The sequence below is a fragment of the Marinomonas balearica genome (assembly GCF_004362145.1).
Taxonomy (GTDB): Bacteria; Pseudomonadota; Gammaproteobacteria; order Pseudomonadales; family Marinomonadaceae; genus Marinomonas; species Marinomonas balearica.
In genome coordinates, this window is sequence record NZ_SNXC01000010.1 from 313,883 (window position 1) to 334,576 (window position 20,694).

15 protein-coding genes are annotated in these 20,694 nt (G+C 45.5%); 8 read left to right on the top strand and 7 right to left on the bottom strand.

Going from position 1 to position 20,694, the window contains the following annotated elements:
• Positions 1-22 precede the first annotated feature (22 nt).
• From recC to recD, 3 genes are read left to right on the top strand one after another with little or no spacing between them, the layout of a single operon-like run.
• Entirely contained in the window at positions 23-3,472 is a 3,450-nt protein-coding gene (gene recC, locus DFP79_RS06615; protein ID WP_133503142.1) for an exodeoxyribonuclease V subunit gamma, read from the top strand.
• Positions 3,469-7,185: an exodeoxyribonuclease V subunit beta gene (gene recB / locus DFP79_RS06620; RefSeq protein ID WP_133503143.1), complete on the top strand. Its 3,717-nt coding sequence runs from the start codon at positions 3,469-3,471 to the stop codon at positions 7,183-7,185. The genes recC and recB overlap by 4 nt, the downstream gene beginning before the upstream one ends.
• The gene (gene recD, locus DFP79_RS06625; protein WP_166637660.1) at positions 7,172-9,109 is read left to right on the top strand and encodes an exodeoxyribonuclease V subunit alpha; all 1,938 of its coding nucleotides are present in this window, start codon (positions 7,172-7,174) and stop codon (positions 9,107-9,109) included. The genes recB and recD overlap by 14 nt, the downstream gene beginning before the upstream one ends.
• A 151-nt stretch (positions 9,110-9,260) precedes the next feature.
• Here the strand turns inward: recD and nagA are convergent, their stop codons facing one another.
• The 3 genes from nagA to nagB are packed head-to-tail and all read right to left on the bottom strand — an operon-like array spanning position 9,261 to position 12,065.
• A complete protein-coding gene (nagA, locus tag DFP79_RS06630; protein WP_133503145.1) occupies positions 9,261-10,391 on the bottom strand; it encodes an N-acetylglucosamine-6-phosphate deacetylase in 1,131 nt (376 codons plus the stop codon).
• Entirely contained in the window at positions 10,388-11,269 is an 882-nt protein-coding gene (locus DFP79_RS06635) for a glucosamine kinase nucleotide-binding domain-containing protein (RefSeq protein ID WP_133503146.1), read from the bottom strand. The genes nagA and DFP79_RS06635 overlap by 4 nt, the downstream gene beginning before the upstream one ends.
• Before the next feature lie 10 nt (positions 11,270-11,279).
• Positions 11,280-12,065 (bottom strand): glucosamine-6-phosphate deaminase, encoded by a 786-nt coding sequence (gene nagB / locus DFP79_RS06640; protein WP_133503147.1) that lies wholly within the window; start codon positions 12,063-12,065, stop codon positions 11,280-11,282.
• A 204-nt stretch (positions 12,066-12,269) separates the two neighbouring features.
• Between nagB and DFP79_RS06645 the strand changes: the two genes are divergently transcribed.
• From DFP79_RS06645 to DFP79_RS06665, 5 genes are all read left to right on the top strand, one after another.
• On the top strand, positions 12,270-13,535 hold the full coding sequence (locus tag DFP79_RS06645; RefSeq protein ID WP_133503148.1) for an ABC transporter substrate-binding protein: 1,266 nt from the start codon (positions 12,270-12,272) through the stop codon (positions 13,533-13,535).
• A gap of 72 nt (positions 13,536-13,607) precedes the next feature.
• Entirely contained in the window at positions 13,608-14,543 is a 936-nt protein-coding gene (locus tag DFP79_RS06650) for a carbohydrate ABC transporter permease (protein WP_133503149.1), read from the top strand.
• Between the two features lie 11 nt (positions 14,544-14,554).
• Complete coding sequence (locus DFP79_RS06655; protein WP_133503150.1) at positions 14,555-15,418, top strand: carbohydrate ABC transporter permease; 864 nt, start codon at positions 14,555-14,557, stop codon at positions 15,416-15,418.
• 30 nt (positions 15,419-15,448) lie between these two features.
• Entirely contained in the window at positions 15,449-16,543 is a 1,095-nt protein-coding gene (locus tag DFP79_RS06660) for an ABC transporter ATP-binding protein (protein WP_133503151.1), read from the top strand.
• Between the two features lie 73 nt (positions 16,544-16,616).
• A complete protein-coding gene (locus DFP79_RS06665) occupies positions 16,617-17,372 on the top strand; it encodes a GntR family transcriptional regulator (protein WP_133503152.1) in 756 nt (251 codons plus the stop codon).
• A gap of 120 nt (positions 17,373-17,492) precedes the next feature.
• Here the strand turns inward: DFP79_RS06665 and efpL are convergent, their stop codons facing one another.
• The 4 genes from efpL to DFP79_RS06685 are packed head-to-tail and all read right to left on the bottom strand — an operon-like array spanning position 17,493 to position 20,670.
• Positions 17,493-18,059, bottom strand: a complete 567-nt coding sequence (gene efpL, locus DFP79_RS06670; RefSeq protein ID WP_133503153.1) for an elongation factor P-like protein EfpL — start codon at positions 18,057-18,059, stop codon at positions 17,493-17,495.
• Between the two features lie 35 nt (positions 18,060-18,094).
• A complete protein-coding gene (locus DFP79_RS06675; RefSeq protein WP_133503154.1) occupies positions 18,095-19,219 on the bottom strand; it encodes a LacI family DNA-binding transcriptional regulator in 1,125 nt (374 codons plus the stop codon).
• Positions 19,220-19,222: 3 nt separating this feature from the next.
• The gene (locus tag DFP79_RS06680; RefSeq protein ID WP_133503155.1) at positions 19,223-19,864 is read right to left on the bottom strand and encodes a dual specificity protein phosphatase family protein; all 642 of its coding nucleotides are present in this window, start codon (positions 19,862-19,864) and stop codon (positions 19,223-19,225) included.
• Positions 19,861-20,670 (bottom strand): inositol monophosphatase family protein, encoded by an 810-nt coding sequence (locus DFP79_RS06685; RefSeq protein WP_133503156.1) that lies wholly within the window; start codon positions 20,668-20,670, stop codon positions 19,861-19,863. Before DFP79_RS06685 ends, DFP79_RS06680 begins: the two co-directional genes overlap by 4 nt.
• Between the last annotated feature and the right edge of the window lie 24 nt (positions 20,671-20,694).

Below are 20,694 nucleotides of genomic sequence, written 5' to 3' on the forward strand. Positions count from 1 at the left end.
TATTTTCAATGAAGGGCATCGTATGTTTCAACTCTATACAGGCAATAAACTCGAAGATTTGTCTGTTTTACTCGCTAAAATTTTGAGTGTGAGCCCCCCTAAAAATGTATTTCAAAGCGAATGCATTTTGGTGCAAACACCGGGTATGGCACAGTGGTTAAACATTCGATTAGCTCAGTTGATGAGTGTTTCTGCAGGCGTTGATTTTCCTTTGCCGTCGAGCTTTGTTTGGCGTGTTTTTCAGTCCGCTTTGGATGATATCCCAGCCCAAAGTGCGTTTAATAAGCCGTATTTAACATGGCGATTAATGCGGATACTGGAGCGTTTTGAACACGATGAGACCTTTTCCGATCTGTCTAATTATTTAGCGGAAGATGGGAGTCAGGTTCGGCGCTATCAGCTGTGTGCGACGATCGCCGATATCTATGACCAATATTTGGTGTATCGACCGGATTGGATCAGTGCATGGGAATCGGATCAGGAGGATTCGTTACCAAAAAAGGTGCGTGACAAGTTTGATGCTCAACCATGGCAGGGAACTCTTTGGCGTGAATTAATGGCGGATGTCGCTCAGGATGATATGTCTTTATATCATCGTGGCAACTTATTAGAAGCTCTAGCAGAAATGACGAAAAGCCAATCTCGGCCAGCGTCTGTCCCTGAACGAATATTTATTTTCGGTGTGTCCTCATTACCACCCAATACGTTGAATGCGCTGCAAGTGCTTGCTAAGAGTGGATGGATCGAAATTCATCTATTCCTTCAGAATCCATGTCGGTTTTATTGGGGAGATGTGGTCGATAAACACTTTGTCGGACGGGCGATTAAGCGCCAAACATTAAAGCCGGGCATGCGAACAGATACCTTGCATCTTGATGCGAATCCGTTACTCGCAAGTTGGGGACGATTAGGGCGAGATTATATTGCTCAGCTTCAGGATGTTGCCGATGGCGAGCTTGAGGTCTTTGAAGATTATGTCGAAGAAGGTGTGACATCGAGCCTCTTGCAAAGGGTTCAGCAAGATGTCTTTACGATGGAAAACCACGGTGCGGAGGAAGAACGCGCGCTTGTTGCTACAGCAGAGTTTCGTCATGCTGTGAATGAGTCTGACAGAAGTATTCAGGTTCATGTTTGCCACAGCCCACTGCGCGAAGTGGAAGTGTTACACGATCAGTTGTTTGCATTGTTTGAATCGAACGCAGATTTAACACCAAAAGACGTTATTGTCATGCTGCCTGACGTGAATCGGTACAGCCCTTATGTGAAGGCGGTTTTTTCTCAAAAAGTGGCATCAAAGCGCGAATCGACTAATGCGTCAGGTCATGCTTGCGGTGCTGAAAATCAAAGTATTCCGTTTGCATTGATTGATCAGGCAGGAGGGATGGAAAACCCCGTTGTTGATGCATTTTTATACCTTCTTGGTCTTGGTGACAGCCGATTTACACTGTCAGAGCTGATTAGTATTCTTGAAGTTCCAGCGGTCATGACGAAATTTGAATTGACTGTCGAAGAGTTGGAAAGAGTGCGTCAATGGGCAACAGAAGTGGGTGTTCGCTGGGGGCTAAATGACGAAACGGCGGCTCAACATGATCTGCCCAAACAAACCATTCATACGTGGCACCACGGCCTTAAACGAATGCTCCTTGGTTACAGTATCGGACATGATCACATTTGGCAGGGAATACTGAGTTACGGGGATATTGAAGGCTTAGAAGCAAGCATCGCCGGAAAACTAGCCGGTTTTCTCGATAAACTGCAAACCTCAGCAATGCATTTTTCTCAATCTCAATCGCCAGAGTGTTGGATTACAACCCTTAATACCTTGCTAACCGATTACTTTGAACTGGCTGAAGATGATCCATTCCAATCGCTTTTTAGTCGTCATTTAGAGACGCTACAAGAAGAGTGGCAGGGCGCAAACTTTCATGCAGACATTGAGTTTCCGGTAATACGAGAGGTGCTAGCGCCGAGGCTTCAAGAGAGTTCTGGATCGCATCGCTTTTTAGCCGGTCGAGTGAACTTCTGTACGCTCATGCCGATGCGATCTGTTCCGTTTAAAGTAATTTGCGTGTTGGGTATGAATGAAGGCGATTATCCGCGTAATGCTGTGCCAATGGGGTTTGATTTGATGGTCGGTGATTATAGGAGCGGTGATCGAAGCCCGAGGGACGACGACAAATATCTTTTTTTAGAGGCGCTCATGTCCGCTCGCGATACTTTCTATTTGAGTTATATTGGACGTAGCGTACAGGATAACAGTGAAAAAAATCCGTCGATCATTTTAAGTGAATTGGTAGAGTACGTTGCGCAAAGCTGCGCCCTTGAAGCGCAACGTATGGAGGCGCCTGATGTTTCTGCTAAGAAAATGGTGGCACATTTAGTCACAGAGCATCCGTTGCAGCCTTTTAATCCACGCTACTATTTAGAAGAGCACTTAGAAGAGCATTTAGACGCCTCTCAATCAGGGCTGTTTAGCTATAACGACCAATGGTTGCCTTTGTTTCAGAAAGACTCTGATCATTCATTAGCAGCGGAAAAAGCGCAGCTTGATGAATACGATGGCGATTTGACTGAATTGGATTTGGACGAATTGCGGCGTTTTTTGCGCCATCCTGCGCGTTACTTTACACAAAAACGATTGCGAGCCTATCTGACGTTTAATGAAGAAGATGAACTGGAAGACGAACCTTTTTCGTTAACAGGGCTTTCAGGCTATCAAATTAAAACCGAATTGTTAGAAGCGATGCTAAAAGGCGAAGAAGCGGATTTGATTGCACGTCTGCCGCTTACGGGAAGCTTACCTTCGGGCTCTATGGGGAAAGTCGCATTTGACGAAGTGGTTCAGCAATGTCGAGGCCTATCCGACGCGGTGAAGTCCTATGGTGTAGAAGAGGTGCCCGATCAAGAGGTGGATCTGCTCATAAATACAGGTTCAAAGCGCTGCCGGATAACAGGTTGGTTGCCGATGACCAATACGACGATGAGAGTCTCCTATCGATTGGGTGATATCACGGCCAATCAAAAAATGATTCATTGGCTGGAGCATCTCTTATTATGTGCTCAAGGCTCGCCCAAGCGCCATATTTTTGTGAACGATGTAAAAGGAAAGCTGAAAACGCTGGAGTTTACGGTATTGTCGGTTGAGGAAGCTCTTCAGCCTCTACAAACCATGTTGAACCTTCTGCATGAAGGGTTACGAGCTCCCCAACTGGTTCCTGCCAAATCGAGCGATGCTTGGTGTACGTCGTTTTTAAATAAAAAAGCGTTGGAGTGTGAGGATACGGCCTTTGAAAAAGCGTTAGCAAGTTACCAAAACTTGGACGACGAGTTTCATTCCGTTGAAGTCTCTGATCCGTATTGGCAACGCTTTTACCCCGATTTGAACAAGGAACGCGCCGTGTTTGAGCAGAATGTTCGATCCATCTGGTTGCCATTGCATCGCCAATTAAATCCAATGGAGGAGAGCGCATGAGTCATGATGACGTGTCTATCACGAATGAAACAGTGGCATTGGATGCGCACACTTTCCCTCTATTTGGTAAGCGCTTAATAGAAGCGAGCGCGGGAACAGGGAAGACCTATACAATAGCCAACCTCTATTTACGTTTGCTTGTTCCAGCGGGTAATGAATGTGATTTGGATCGACCTTTAACGGTCGATCAAATACTTGTTGTGACGTTCACGGAAGCGGCGACCGCCGAACTGAAAGCGCGGATTAGAGCTCGAATTCGCGCTGCGCGTAAAACCTTGATGAGCGGTTACAGCGAGGATGAGTTTTTAACCACTTGGCGACAAAAGCTAAATGACGAGCAGATCGCGGACGGCATTGAAAAGCTACTGTATGCCGAAAAACAAATGGATGAAGCGGCTGTTTTTACCATTCATGGTTTTTGTCAGCGTATGCTCAGTCAAAACGCGTTTGAAAGCCGAATGCTGTTTCGTCAGGAAATAGAAACAGATGAAATGGCACCGATGACGGTTGCTGTTAAGGATGTGTGGCGACGTTTTGTTGCGGAATTGAGTGAAACAGAAGCGAGTTTTATAAGGCGATTCTGGTCAGAGCCAATGGCGTTGCTTAAAGAGCTTCGAGTGTTACAGAGCCAGCCTGATGCCCAATACGAACAACTACAATTTGATTGGCGGTCTCATATTCAAACATTGGAATCGACGATTCAAAAGGTAAAACAAGCGTGGCTCAAGAGTGGCGCAGACATTGTAGAAGCGCTGAATACCAGCGGCATTAAACGTAATTTTTGGAAGAAAGACCCCTCGAAAGACATTCGTTCGATTGACGCTTGGGCGCATTCAAGCGCTTTGTCAGTGCCTGAGTGTCTAAAATACATCGATGCTCGTGAGCATGAAACGCGTCTATCAAAAGGCGGAGAAGCTCCTAGCCATTCTGTTTTTAGCGACGTTGCTGAGCTTCGGGTAATGTCTGAAGCGTTAAGCCAATTAAAGTCCGTCTTGATTCCTGAGCTTTGGCAACAAGTACAAGAGCGGATGATGCGTTGGAAGCGTTCTACGCAGTCTCTTACCTTTACCGATTTGTTGACCACGCTGGATTCCGCGTTGACGGGGGAATCGGAAAGAGCGGGGCAAAATGCACTTTCCGAACGTATTCGAGAAACGTACCCCATTGCGCTAATTGATGAGTTTCAGGACACAGACCCAGTACAATATCGTATCTTCTCAAGCATTTATAAAGAGGCACATCAAAACCAAAATAGGATCGGTCAAATCATGATCGGTGATCCTAAACAGGCCATTTATGCGTTTCGAGGGGCGGATATTTTTACTTACTTGTCGGCTAAAAAGGACGCTCATCAAATCTATTCATTGGCGACAAATTACCGCTCTTCTGCTGCGATGATTCGGTCCGTCAATGCGTTATTCTCAACGCAGGCGAACCCATTTCGTGTTGAGGGTATTCCATTTGTTAGAGTGAACGATCGCGAAGTTCCCTGTGCTTTTTATCGCAACGGGCAGCCTCAATCGGCATTGCAATTTTTGTATTTGAATGAAGATCATCCCGTTTCTGTTAAAGGCTATCGCGAAGCCATGGCTGAAGGGTGCGCCCAACACGTTCATCGACTATTGAACGAAGGGTTAGAAGGAGCGGCTAAGATCGAAGGAACGCCTGTTCGCCCTAAAGACATTGCTTTGTTGGTGAGCAACTTTACACAAGCTCAATTATTAAAAAGCGCTCTGTCTGAACGAGGCATTCCCAGTGTCTATTTAAGTGACAAAGGTTCCGTTTACGACAGCCAAGAAGCCAGCGAATTATTAATTATCCTTAACGCCATTATCGAGCAAGGAAGAGAAAACGCAACGCGATCAGCGTTAGCAACCGGTCTAGTTGGTTGGAGCCTCGATAAGATCGATGCACTGAATCATGATGACTTGAGTTATGAGCGGTGGGCGCGCGCATTCCAGCAATACTGGATAATGTGGGACGAAAAAGGGTTATTGCCTATGCTTCGAGCCTTGCTGGAAGATCTAGGCATCCCCGCGGGTCTCTTATCGAGAAAAAATGGAGAACGACGTTTAACCGATCTTTTGCATTTGTGTGAAAAACTACAGGAAAAATCACTCGAACTGGAGTCAAAAGAAGGCGTTTTGCGTTTTCTTAGATTGTCTATTCAGAACCCCAATGGCGACAGTGATGAACAAAAAATACGTTTGGAGACCGACGCGGAGTTGATTCGAATCGTAACCGTCCACAAAAGTAAAGGTTTGGAATATCCCATTGTTTATTTACCCTTTGCTTTCACGCCGGTTCGAAGCGCATCGAAAGAAGCGTTATATCATAATAAAAATGGCCAGCTTATGGTCTCATTTGATCCTACTGATGAAGAGGCTGCGAAGCATTTGGAAGAAGCCTATGCAGCTGAAATTCGATTGGCTTACGTGGCATTGACGCGCTCCAAAGAAGCGTGCTTTATCGGCACAATGGAAGTCGGGAAGTCTGCCAGTAAGACCAAAGCGGCAGAATCTCATAATCACTTGAGTGGTGTGGGTGCGCTTGTATGCCAAGGTGAACCGCTAGACGCAGGCGATCTATTACCGAGTTTGTTGCTGTTTGTCGAACAACACGGCGACGCACTGGTAAAAGTGGAATCGCTTGGTATCGATAACGAAACCTTACCTCGCTATGAAATGAAACCAAAGGGCGATTTAAAGGCTTCTGTTCGTCAATTTTCAGGGCACATTGAGCGTGATTGGTGGGTAGGAAGCTACTCGTCTTTGGTGGTAGAAGCACCGCACGAAGTGTCATTCCAGCCCGGGTTTGATGAAGTCGGCCTTGAAGATGTAACGCTGTCGAATGCGCCTGCATTGGACGTTGAGCAGCAAGAAGAGCCTAGCGTGCCTGACGAGCACAGTCGTTTTACCTTTCCAAAAGGGGCAAATCCGGGGACTTTCTTACATGATGTGTTAGAAGGCAAAGCATTTAATGGTGTTTCATTTAGAAAACAAACCCAAGATGCGAGCTTTTCAGATCTCCTCAAAGTCAGTCATCAAGCTTCGTTGAGCGCGTATTTTTCTGCGCGTGGGTATGAAGAGTGGATTGACGTTTTGAATGGCTGGTTGCCAGATATGTTGAGTGCGCCGATCATTGTGGATCGTACTATTGTGGATTGTGCCGGCCAAGAAGTGACCTTGTCAGACCTTCGCCCCGATCAATGTCGAAAAGAAATGGAGTTTTACCTCCCGGTAAGCAAAATGAACGCCTTGCAATTAGACCGTATTGCTCGGTTGCACGATGCGGTATCCCAAAGTGCCCCACCGATTCAGGATCGTCCCTTAAAGGGGATGTTAACGGGTTTTATCGATTTGTTATTTGAATGGGAAGGGCGATATTACGTGCTGGATTATAAATCTAATCATCTCGGCTACACCTTCGACGACTACAACAATGAGTCAATGCAAAACGCCATAGCGGAACACAGATATGATCTGCAATATCAGCTCTATACATTGGCATTGCATCGATTCTTAAAACAAAGAATCCCCGATTATGATTATGAAAAGCACATCGGTGGCGTATGTTATTTATTTTTGCGTGGACTGCGTCAAGGTCAGACGACCGGCGTGTTTTCTAATCGGTTGAGTCGGGCTCATGTCGACGCCATTGATTCCTTGTTTGCTAACGAACAGCAGGAGGAGAAGCAATTTGGACTTCTCTAATTCACTACTAAAGACTGAAACCGATTGGACTGACGCATGGTTGACGGCCAAAGTAATACGACCAATTGATTTACAGTGGGTTCAATACCTTCAAAATCACACCAACACCTCCGACGAGGCGGTTTTAATGGCGGGCGTGTTGGTTAGCGCTTATCTTGGGGCGGGTCATACGTGTATCGACCTGAATTCTATTTATAACGGCGATTTAGCCGGGTTAGAGTTCGATCCAGCTCCGAATGTTGTGCTCTCATCTTGGGGCATTGCCAGTGCAGGTGATTGGTATGATCGTCTCAGTAACAGCCCGTTGGTGGTTTTTGCTCATGCTGGCTCTGTGACTGAATCTAACACTGATTCCGCACCTTTGATGCTGACTGAGTCTGGTTTACTGTATGCCGCTCGTTATTTTTCGTTTGAACAAAGTCTGTTGTCTTTCATTCAATTACAAGAAGTAAAAGGGCGAAGGCAAGTAGATGCTCAGAAGCTGGCTGCATTGTTTCCTAATGCAGAGACAAGAGAGCTTGATTGGCAAAAAATTGCGGTGGCCAACGCCGCCAGTATGGATTTCTCCATTATCAGCGGCGGCCCAGGAACCGGCAAAACAACTACTGTGACCAAGCTGCTAGCGCTGTTGGTTTGGCAGTCTCTAGACGATGCAAATGTCAGCGTGGGCAAGACGGTCCCCAGAATAGCCTTAGCTGCTCCAACAGGAAAAGCCGCCGCGCGTCTGACAGAATCTATTTCAGGCGCTAAACAAAAGCTGGATATAGCGCCTCATATTTTCGAGGCGATACCTGAAACGGCAACCACATTACATCGCCTTTTGGGGGCTGATTTTGGGCGATCTCGATTTAAGCATCATAAAGGCAACCCATTACACATTGATATTTTATTAGTGGATGAAGTATCGATGGTGGATATGCCAATGATGGCAAAGTTAATCGACGCACTGCCTACACATGCGAGGTTAGTCTTATTGGGGGACAAGGATCAGTTATCTTCAGTAGAGGCAGGCAATGTTTTGGGCGACTTAACTTTCGGTATTCAGCGTGAAAAAGTCACTCGTGCGCAGTTTACAGGTCTTGCTGACTCATTGGGTGCGGAAGAATTGACGCTTTTATCTAGGCAGGTAATTGAACAAGCGCCCGCTATTCAGCGACATTTATCGTTACTAAGCAAAAGTTATCGGTTTAATGATCAAAGCGGAATCGGACGATTGGCTTCTGCCGTTAATCTATGTCAGGTCGATCGAACTTTGAATGTTCTGCGTTCAGGTTACGATGAAGTACTTTGGAAACCAACGGATTTAGTCAATGAAGAATTGGACATAGCATCGCTTGCGCAAGGCTATAAAGAGTATTGGAAGCAAGTTAGGCAACGAACTTCTCCCGCTCAGCTTCATTCAACCTTTAGCCAGTATCAAGTGCTGACCGCCGTAAGGCAGGGAACATTTGGGGTTGAGTCTGTGAACGATTCACTTGAGAAGTATTTTTACCGCCAAGGGTACATCGAATCGCAATCCATCTGGTATCCGGGCAAAGCCGTCATTATGACCCGTAATGATTCAAATACAGGCTTGTTTAATGGCGATGTTGGTTTGTGTATGCCGGATGAGCAAAATGTTCTTAGAGTGTGGTTTATTCTCGCTAACGGTGAAATAAAAGGTCTATTACCGAGTCGAGTAAGTAGCTTCGAATCGGTATTTGCCATGACCGTTCACAAATCTCAAGGGTCAGAGTTTGAGCGTGTCACAATGATTTTGCCTAATAACGCCTCGCCCGTATTAGGAAAAGAGCTCATTTATACGGGCATCACCAGGGCGAAGCAGTATTTTGAGCTTTGGGCGAACGAGCTTATCCTGCAAGGAGCATTAAAAAAACGCGTTCAGCGACGTTCTGGATTGACCAAAGCCATTTGGAAAGACTGATCGACCATTTTTAGGCAATTGAACCATTAGGTTACTAAAAATGAGAAAAAGGCTTGCTGCCAGCAAGCCTTTTTAATCCAGTGCTTTTTTAATCCAGTGCTTTTTTAAACCAAAGTGCTAAGCGCGGCCAACTATTTGTACTAGGAAGACACTAATAAACTTGTTTTCCGTCAATCCAAGTGCGGTCTACGTGATAATTTTGGTTGAGTGCTACCATACTCGCTTGATAGCCTGTTTTGATTCGACCAAATCGATCATCGATTCCCAAAAATTCAGCGGGTCTTAATGAGGCCATTTGTAAGGCTTCTGCGGGTGTTCGTTGAATTAAGTTGATTGTATTTCGAACGGCACTTGCCATATCTAAGTCTGACCCGGCAAGTGTGCCGTCTTCCGTTGTGACTTTTCCATTCTTACGGTGAATTTTCTTACCCAAAAACGGCAACTCTGATTTATCTGAGCCTACACTTTGTATTGCGTCCGTGACCAGCATGATGTGCTCGCAGCCTTTCGCTGCTGTGGCAATTCGCATGGTAGCGGGGTGAACATGGTGTCCGTCGGCGATGAGCCCACACCAAGTCTTAGCGCGGTTTTGCAGCGCCGCGCCGACAACGCCAGGTTCTCGACTCGTAAGGGGGGTCATGGCGTTAAAGATGTGTGTAAAGCCTCGTGCGCCACTTTCTACTGCAGCCATTGCTTCATCGTAGGTCGCTGCGGAGTGGCCTATGCAAACAATCGCGGCTTCATTGACAAGCTTTTCAATGAAGCCTTGAGGCACTTTCTCGGGCGCTAATGTCACCATCAGCTTTCCCTGTTTTACAACATCCAGTATTTTGAAAAGTCTTTCTTCATTGGGCGCACGCAGCTTGTCTTCGTTGTGAACGCCTTTTCGAATTGGGTTTAGGTAAGGGCCTTCATAATGCAGCCCTAATATTCCGCCAACGTTCTGTTTTAGCGCGGTACAAACGGCTTCGTGAGCTTGCACCATAATGTCGTAGTCGTCAGAGATCAGTGTTGGCATCATAGCAACCGTGCCAAATTGAGCATGACTCTTTATGATTGCTTTTAGAGCGTCAAGTGATGGCGTATGGTTAAACAAAATTTCACCGCCGCCATTAACGTGTACATCGATAAAACCGGGTGCCAGTATGTCGATGTAATCGGAATCAGGTATGGGTTGTTCGATAGGGCGAATATCATCGATTTTATCCTCTAGGATGCTTACTTTTTGATTGGTAAGCCACTGTTCGCCATCGAATAATCGTTTTACGTTAAGCTCTGTCATAATGAACTTCTCCCTATTTTTTGCTTCGCCATCCTAATGGCGCCATCCATCGCATCTCCTATTGCGGGTCGTAAATAGTCTTGTAATTCCTGTGGCAAATACGGGCTAATAGCGGCGGATACACCGCCAGCTAAGACGATGTCCTGAGCACCTTTGTTAATTAAACACCTTAAATATTGGATCACCCATTGGACTTGTTCTGAAATTATTTTTAAAGCGATGGGGTCCCCCGACTCGGCAAATTCAAAAACTTTGATTGCGAACACACCGAACTCTTTTGGTTGCGGAGAGTGGTTTTGAAATTGCACATAGTGTTCTGGGGTGTGGCCAAATTCGTTGTTTATGGCGTGAGTTAATTCAGACGGAGGAATAACACCGCTTAGTGCAGCAAGAGAGTATTCTAGAGCACTTAAACCAATTCGAGCGCCGCTGCCTTGATCTGAAAGTGGAAACCCCCAACCTCCGACAACGTCAAATTGCTCATCGATATACACGACACCACAACTGCCTGTCCCCAAAATAAGTAATCCGCCGTTGTTGCCTTCAAACGCGCCTAGGCAAGCCGCATGAGCATCGGTTAAAAGATAGTGTCGGCCAAACGGAGAGTGCTGAGATAAAATAAGTTCTTGTTCAAATGGCTGATTAACGCCTGCCAGTCCAAGGCCGACTGAAATGTTGGTGTAATCGTCTATTGGTATATGGCCTTGTTTGCATGCTTCAAAGCATGCGCCAAGGATGTTTTGCCATGCAGATTCAATCCCCGTTCTTGGATTGCCTGAACCTCCAACGGCTTCGCCCAAGACTTCACCTGTTTCATTGACCAAGCGAGCACGACAAAATGTTCCGCCACCATCGACACCTAAATAAAACTGTTTCATCTGAGTCTCCTTATTCGAGATCCTGACGCTGTTGTTCGCACCAAAGATAGTAATCTTTCATCACCAGCTTATCGGCTGCTTCGCTATCAATGACGATGGTTGCGTCTTGATGAAGTTGCAGAGCACTGGCAGGACACATTGCCGTTAAAGGACCTTCTACCATATCTTTGACTGCATTCGCTTTTTTAGAGCCTGTTGCTAATAACAGCAGTTGTCGGCTTTCCAAAATCGTTTCAATTCCCATTGTTAATGCAAGACGAGGTTGATACTCCCCGTTTTTAAAAAATCGTTTATTTGCCTCTATCGTTGACTCAGAGAGCGACTTAATGCGTGTACGAGAACGAAGGCTTGATGTTGGTTCATTGAAACCAATGTGTCCATTTTCACCAATGCCCAATAATTGTAGGTCTATTCCACCTGCTTTTTTTATCGCCTCTTCATATTGATGTGCATTTTTATGGAGCTGAGCTTCGTTAAGAGAAGCCGCACTCGGCAAAAAGGTATTTGAGAGTGGAATGTCAATATGACTAAAAAAGTGTTGGTTCATAAAATATCGATAACTTTGGATATGCTCTTCTTTAATACCAATGTATTCATCAAGGTTAAAGGTAACAGTTTGAGCGAACGAGACACGATTCGCTTTATACGCATCGATGGCTGCGCGATAGGCTTCAATAGGCGTTGAGCCAGTCGCCAAACCGAGGGTTGGCCGCATTTTTCGATTTACGGTATCGATGATCGTGTTAGCTGCAAACTGAGCGACGTCTTTAGCAGAATCAAGAATGATAACGCGCATAGGGTTTTACTCATTAAATAAAACCAATTTAACACCAAAAAAATGATTTATGCAAAAAATAATCAATAAATTGTTTCATATATTTGACGATTGTATTTTTTTGGTATTATATTGTGGAAATGACGATACCTAAAAAATACCAATAATAGCGTCAAAATGTAAAAAACCAAGTGAACGACAAATAAAACCAATTGGAGAGTGATCATGCTAAAAGTACGTTCCGCTTTACCCCATAAAACGCTTACCTGCCTTGCTGCCTTAATGCTAGCCGGCACAGCGAGTGCTTCTAATACACTTTATGTAGAAAGCTGGCGTTCGGATGATGCCAATATATGGTCAGACACCATTATTCCCGCTTTTAATAAGCATTACCCAGACATCAAACTTCAATTCGCACCTACACCACCAACTGACTATAACTCTGCGCTTCAAGCTAAGCTTCAGGCAGGTTCCGCGGGCGATATTATTACTTGTCGTCCATTTGATGCGTCGTTACAACTGTTTAAATCGGGCTATCTTGAAAGTTTAAACGGTCTTGAAGGCTTAAATGATTTTTCAGACGTCGCAAAAAGTGCATGGGTCACGGACGATGGTAGTGAACAATTTTGTTTACCAATGGCGTCGGTTATTCATGGTTTCATTTATAACAAAGAAATTTTTGAAGAGTTAAATTTATCGGTTCCAAATACCCAAAAGGAATTCTTTGATACGTTGGCAACGATAAAATCTGAAAGTCGTTATACTCCTTTAGATATGGGGACAGCGGATCAATGGGAAGCTGCAACCATGGGCTTTCAAAACATTGGACCGAACTTCTGGAAGGGCGAAACGGGACGCAAAGGCCTTATCGATGGCAGCGCAAAGTTAACGGATCAACCTTACGTCGATACTTGGAAAGAGCTGGCGAAGTGGAAGCCGTATTTAGGCCGAGGGTTTGAAGCTCAAAAGTACTCGGATTCGCAAAATTTATTTACCTTAGGTCGCGCCGCAATTTACCCAGCAGGTTCTTGGGACATTCAAACTTTTAATAATCAGGCTGATTTTGAATTCGGTGCCTTTAAGCCTCCGGTGCTGAAAGAAGGGGATACTTGTTATATCAGTGATCATACTGATATTGGTATTGGTATTAATGCTGCGTCGAAAAACAAAGAGGCGGCGAAAATCTTTTTGAACTGGATGGCGAGCGCAGAATTTGGTGCGTTGTTCGCGAATGCGGTACCGGGCTTCTTCCCGTTATCTAATCACACTATTGCAATAAAAGACCCGGTGGCAAAGGAGTTTATTAGTTGGCGTAGTCAGTGTGAATCCACTATTCGAAATTCGTATCAGATCCTCTCTCGAGGTACGCCAAACCTTGAAAACCAATTGTGGAATGTCAGTGCGCAAGTGATCAATGGAACGATGACACCTGAAGAAGCTGCTAGCGAAACGCAAAAAGGTCTGGAGCAATGGTACGCGCCTCAACAATAATTGAGTTGAATTAGTGCTTATAAGTGGCGAGAAATATCTCGTCACTTCTTCATTCATTGATGAGAGCTGGTTATGTCATCTTCAATACAACCTGAAGAAAAAAAACCGTTTCCTTGGCACTTAATTGTGTTTCTAGGCCCCGGTTTATTGATTTACGTGACATTTAGCGTTTACCCATTACTTGATACCTTGATCTTAAGTTTGTATCAGGAGCAGTCTGGGGAAAGCTACTTTGTTGGGCTAGAAAACTTTGTGACGCTTGTGACTGATGAGAATTGGTCGTCCGCATTTTGGAATGCTTTGAGTAATAACTTTCAATTTTTTGCATTTCATATGTTACTGCAAAATCCTATCGGCCTCATTTTGGCCGTTTTACTGAGTTCCCCTAAATTAAGGCTTGCTGGTACGTATCGAACCTTGATTTTTATGCCAACGATGCTTTCTGTCGTGATTATAGGATTCGTCTGGCAATTGATTTTAAGTCCAATCTGGGGAATTTCAGAAGAGTTTCTATATAACATTGGCTTAGGGCAGTTTTTTGATGCTTGGTTAGGAAAAGAAGGCAGTGCTTTAGTAACGTTGAGCTTTATCTCCGTTTGGCAATTTGTTGGCATTCCAATGATGCTGATTTATGCAACGCTACTTAATATCCCTGATGACATTATCGATGCTAGTACGGTAGATGGAGCAAATGCCTTTCAAACATTTTTGTATATAAAACTACCATTAATTTTGCCAACCATAGCAATGGTTTCGATTTTAACCTTCGTTGCTAACTTCAATGCATTTGAACTTATTTATGCTGTTAAAGGTGCATTGGCGGGGCCTAATTTCTCGACGGATCTGCTAGGAACGTTTTTCTATCGGACCTTTTTTGGTTTTCAGCTTCAGCAAGGCAGCAGCACAATGGGCGCTGCGGTAGCAACACTGATGTTCTTAATTATTTTGGTGGGCGTGATGTTGTTTTTGTTTTTCGTTCAACGTCGCATTCAACGCTTCCAGTTCTAAGGGGCTAAATCATGAGGTTAACACAAAGTTTCTTATCCAATATATCGGTAAGAAATGTCTCAAAAAGTACCACGGTGCATGCGGTGTTACTCGCTTATACCGTGATTGCCTTGTTTCCTATTTTGATCGTCATTGTCAATTCGTTCAAAGACCGCAAAGGTATTTTTCGTGACCCGTTGGCTTTGCCAACGAGCGATACGTTTTCAATGGTGGGATTTGAGCAAGTATTACTGAGGTCAGACTTCGGCTTATTTGCCTGGAATAGCATCATTGTCACAGTATTAGCGGTCGGCTTAGTTCTTCTACTCGGTGCAATGGCGGCGTGGGCGCTGACTGAATACCGATTTAGAACGAACTTACTCATTACGTTTTTGTTTGCCATGGGAATTATGATTCCGATTCGCTTAGGCACAGTCAGTATTTTGCGTCTGATGGTCGAACTCAACCTGGTCAATACTTTGACGTCGTTGGTGTTGGTTTACATCGCACAAGGGCTGCCTTTGGCGGTATATATCCTGTCTGAATTTGTTAGAACGATACCAAAAGAGTTAGTTGAGGCTGCACGTTGTGACGCCGTCAGTGAGTATCGTATCTTCTTCAGTATTATTTTGCCTTTGCTGAAGCCTGCCATGGCAACCGTGGCCGTGTTTACCATGATCCCTATATGGAATGACTTATGGTTTCCGCTAATTCTCGCGCCAAGTGAAGAAACAAGGACGATCACGCTCGGTGTTCAGCAGTTTGTAGGGCAATATGTGACCAATTGGACTTCGGTATTAGCCGCACTCACGATGGCGATCGTTCCTGTACTTATACTCTATACAATTTTTTCTAGGCAGTTAATTCGTGGCCTAACGAGTGGCGCGGTCAAGTAACCGACTCCATTGCGACCGGAGGTATTCAAAGTGGCAAATTTACAACTTAAAAATGTGCAAAAGCGTTTCGGTAATGTGGATGTTTTGCATGGTATTGATCTTGATATTAAGGACGGTGAGTTTGTCGTTCTAATCGGTGAGTCGGGTTGCGGAAAATCAACGTTATTGAGATTACTCTCAGGCTTAGAAGAGATTTCAGAGGGGGATTTAATCATCGATGATCAGCGCGTAAATACGGCGCCACCGGCGAAGCGAGGTGTAGCAATGGTGTTCCAGTCTTACGCGCTATACCCGCATATGAATGTTTATAAAAATATGGCGTTTGGGCTCAAAATTGCGGGTCAAGACAAGGCATTTGTAAAAAGTAAAGTCACCGATGCGGCGAAAAAACTCAAAATAGACCATTTGTTGGAGCGTTTGCCTCGCGAACTGTCAGGAGGGCAGCGTCAACGTGTTGCCATAGGTCGAGCGATTGTTCGAGAGCCGAAAGTGTTTTTGTTTGACGAGCCTTTGTCTAATCTCGATGCGTCATTGCGAGTACAAACACGTGTTGAGCTTGGGAAGTTACACCAAGAGCTAAAAGCGACCGTGATCTATGTGACGCACGACCAAACCGAAGCAATGACATTGGGTGATAAAATTGTCGTCATGAATAAAGGGCGTATCGAGCAAGTTGGCGCACCTTTAGAGCTTTATCATCATCCAAAAACGCAATTTGTTGCTGGCTTTATTGGTTCTCCGAAAATGAATTTCTTATCGGGGAAAATCCACCTTCAAGGCACAGAATCAACCCAAGTCATGTTAGAATCCGGCCGCATTATTGTGGCATCGGTCGACAGTTCTCACCTGCATCAGGGACAAACGGTCACCATCGGATTGCGCCCAGAACATTTTAGTCGCCAGTGTGTGGACAATATTCTGGTCGGGCAAGTGTCTCTTGTAGAGCATCTCGGAGAAGTCTCTTACCTTTATATGGATTTAAACGGAGAGGGTGAGTTGGTGACGAAAGTGGACGGTGACAATGATCATCGCGCGGGAGATGAGCTTTCATTTGGGATCGATCCGCGTAAAGTCTATGTATTTGATGAGCAAGGGGCGGCGCTTGATAGAGTAAAGCTTCAATGACGTAATCTGATTATTGATATATGTACCGTAATGAAGAAAAAAATGGCACGGAGCGCCAGTTTAGGAAAAATATATGACAGCACATCGTGTAAATGACTTGTTTGGTAATCCTGATTCGCTTCGAGAGAAAGGCATTCCATTGTATATTCAAGTCAAAAAGGCCATTCAATCTGCCATCGTAGCAGGTCGCCTTTTGAACGGAGACGTATTGCCACCTGAGCGAGACTTGGCTAAATATATGGATGTGTCGAGAGTAACTATCCGAAAGGCGATCGATGAGTTAGTTAAGGAAGAAACGCTGACTCAGCGACAAGGCGCAGGCACCTTTGTAAGTGAGCGAGTGGAGCAACCCCTCAATCATCTACGCAGTTTCACAGAAGTGATGCGTGACCGTGGTAAAGAGACCACGGCAAAATGGCTGGATCGATCTCTCGGTATTCCTCATGAAGATGAGCGCCAAGCACTTCAGTTAGAACCTGATCAAGATGTTGTGCGTTTCTATCGTTTGCGTTACGCGGATGGTAAACCGATGGCGCTTGAACTTGCGACGGTTCCCAGTCATTACTTGGATAACCCTTTTGCGATTGATGGTTCGTTGTACGAAGTACTCGAAGAACAGGGAAAGCGTCCGGTACGCGCTTTCCAACGGCTGCGTGCAATTACAGTAGACGATCAGCGAGCACAACTGCTTGATATTCCAGAGCTTGCGGCGGTGCTGTATATAGAAAGGACTGGCGTCGATAAAGAAGGGGTGCCCGTTGAGTTTACGAGGTCGTGGTTTCCAGGAGACTCTTATGACTTTGTCGCTGAAATTCACGATACGCATTAATGAGACGACAGATCTACGCGTCATTTTAAGCCATACATCATGAAAAAAGAAAAACCACGCCTGATTGATCAGGGTGGTTTTTTTTTGGTTTTTGTCTTGGTTTTTATCTTTAAGTCGGAACTAAGCGCGGCCTGTAAATTTACGCTCTTCAACGTTGACGCGTATGCGATCACCGGTCGAGATATGCTCAGGTACTTGTACCGTTGCACCTGTTGATAGCGTCGCAGGTTTCGTACGGGACGTAGCAGAAGCACCTTTGATAGACGGATCTGTTTCGATGACTTCTAGTTCAACAACCGTTGGCATATCCAAAGCCACTGGCGCATCGTCAACCAAGATGACTTGCATGCCTTGAGTGTCTTCGTTTAAAAACAAGACTTCGTCGGCAATGGCTTCTTTGTTCAGGTTGTAAGGCGTGTAGTTTTCTTCATCCATAAATACGTATTCTTCGCCGTCGATGTAGGAGAAGTTCGCTGGACGACGAATAAGGTCAGCAAGGTCCAGCATTTCAGAATCTTTAAACGTTTCATCGATTTTACGGCCTGATACGACATCGTACATGCGCATGCGGTAAAGGCTTCCGCCCGCACGGCCCTGCGGTACGGAGCGCTCGATGTCTTTAACAATGCATGTTTTGTCCTGATATTGGATCGCCATGTTCTTTTTGATGTCACTTGCCTTTGGCATATCAATTTCCTACTGATGTTTGTGTTGCAACGATGCTAATCGACTTCAGCGTATTGTTCCAGTGTAGATTCAGTGCTTCTAACCGTGTCACGCCATTTTGGGGTAGCTTGCAGTTTTGATCGCAAATCTCGTTTTTCAGTTTGGGTGTGGTTTTGACGCTCTGCGTCGGTGCTGGGTTCTTCGTTGCTTTCCTGATCGTTTAGGTTAACCTGATCACAGTTTAGAATGTCGGTCACACGTTCTGCGATGGCGTTATAAGGTTGTGCGAATGTTGTCAGGTTGTAGCTTTTCCAACTGGCTTGAGGAATGTCATCAAAGCCGAGCACACAGAGGTCGTTAGGAATGTCCACATCATACTCATGAGTCGCCGTATCGATAAATCCACAGGCCACTAGGTCCGTAATACAGAAATAGCCGTCGTCTCGTGTTGGTTTCGATAACAATGTCGTGGCGGCGAGTTGTCCGTCTTCGTAATTTGTATTCTCACCCCGCCAGATAGTCAATTGCAGACCTCGTTCCTGTGCAGAGCGGATAAAAAAGCGTTCGCGGGCAAGCAAACTAGGGGTTCCCTTTGAAGAGCTAATCAGTGTTAATGTCTGACAGCCTGCTTGAACGAAAAATTCGACCGCTTCCTGCATCGCCTGTGCATAGTCTATTTGTATGTGGTGCACGTCTTGTAGATCATTGTGGCGGTTGATCAGTATGACTTTTTGCCCCGCTTTTATACAGGACTGCACCATTTCTTCTGGTGGTGTTCCTGACATCACGATGCTGGCCGCCGCTCGGTAATGCAGCGCTCTATTGAGTGCTTCGCCTGCGCTGGTAGGGTCGGCACTGACATTAATAACCATGACCATACGGCCATCTGCTTGCAATTGACGTGTTAACGCATCAAGCAAAAGGTTGTGATAGGGCTTATCAAGGTTTGCTGCGAGTAAGCAAACAGGGCGACTTTTTTCCTGAGACAAGCCACGTGCCAGATGATTGACGTGGTAGTTCAGCTCTTCGGCGGCGGCGAGCACTTTCTCCCGTGTCTTTGTCGACACGCTCGCGCCGTCGGTAAAGGTTCTTGAGACAGCCGAGCGCGAGACGCCAGCGAGTCGAGCGACATCAGCAGCGGAAGCCGCACGGCTTTTACTAGGGCCTTTCGGCTTGCGCATAGATTAACTCTCTTTCGGTAGATAGGGGGTGATTCGTTTTACTTGTTCTGCGGCCCAACGTGCAGCGTCCACTAAGATCGGTTTCGGTGCTTCTGGCCATTCTTCTTTAATCAGTTGTCTTGCTACTCTAATGTGATTGATGGCGGCGTCAAGGGTTGGATACGTTTCAGTCTCATCAAGGTGCAAAAGAAGTGCGGTTAAGGTAACGGAACGGCTGCGGCCACCACGGCAGTTGATCAAAATATTACCTGTGCCATTCCAAGGGTAGCTTGGTTTATCTGGCAACTCTTGATCAATGACACTGCGCAGTTGATAGTATCCTGCCAGTATCATTGGGTGCGGATTACCGGGACCGTCTACAATACCATGCTTGTAGTATCGAACCGATGCCCAGCCGAACGCTTGTACTTTGCTCAGTGGGTCGTTCTTTTCCACAATGTTTATATCTAGGTTGACTGCGCAGTTGAATACGGTACCGATATTGTGTTTTTTGAGTAAGCTTGGATCAGAAGCCGCTTGCTTATTACCAATGTACAGGTCGATGCCTCGGCCTAGAAAGTTTTCATGAATAAGGTGCATTGGTCCACGGGCTTCGTCCGCTTCTTGAAATACTTGCTTTTTGTTGGCTATTTCGACAGTGCTCATAAGCTGTCCTTCAGTTTCATATTAGGGTAGTTGATGCCTTCAATTGCGTTTGCAATTAAAGGGGAAGACGCGATAACAGGGCCTTTCTTGGCTAAGTCGGCAACGGAATTTGGCCAATGACCTACGCGACCACCAGCTTCTTCGACGAGTAGCATGCCCGCGACGCAATCCCAGCTGTTCATTGACAGTTCTAGGTACGCGTCAGACCATCCTTCTGCCACCCAGACCAACGCGAGACCGCCAGAGCCGCGACGATGAATACTGGCGCCTTGTTCAAGTAAATATCGCTGGACGCTAAGGTGTTCGTCTATTGTTATGTTGCGAGACCAACCAAATTCCAGACTCGCTTGATCCAGCGAGGCGGTTTTTGAGGTGTGGATCGGCTGGTCATTTTTATAGGCACCTTTGCCTTGCTGAGCAAAGTAAATTGTCTTTAGTACTGGCTGAGCGATGGCGGAAAGTACCGCTCGTCCATTTAAACAAAATGCGATGATGACGCAAAAATGGGGCGTGCCTCGAGCGAAATTTTCGGTGCCGTCTATTGGATCGATAATCCACGTCATTTCATTCGGCTCACCTCCTGTTTCCTCTCCCAATATCGCATCTTCGGGGAAGGCACGACTGATTTCGTCGCGAATTAGGTTCTCAACGGCTAGATCGGTTTCAGTAAGGTAATCTTGTGGACCTTTCAAGCTATAGTCGCCCGTGCTGCGATTGTTGTAGCCATCCAATGCACAATCAGCCGCACGTTGGATAAGTGACTTCAAAAACGTTGCCCGAGTTTCAACCGTGTTTTTTATATTCATAAGCCTCCTTTTTATGGCATGTTT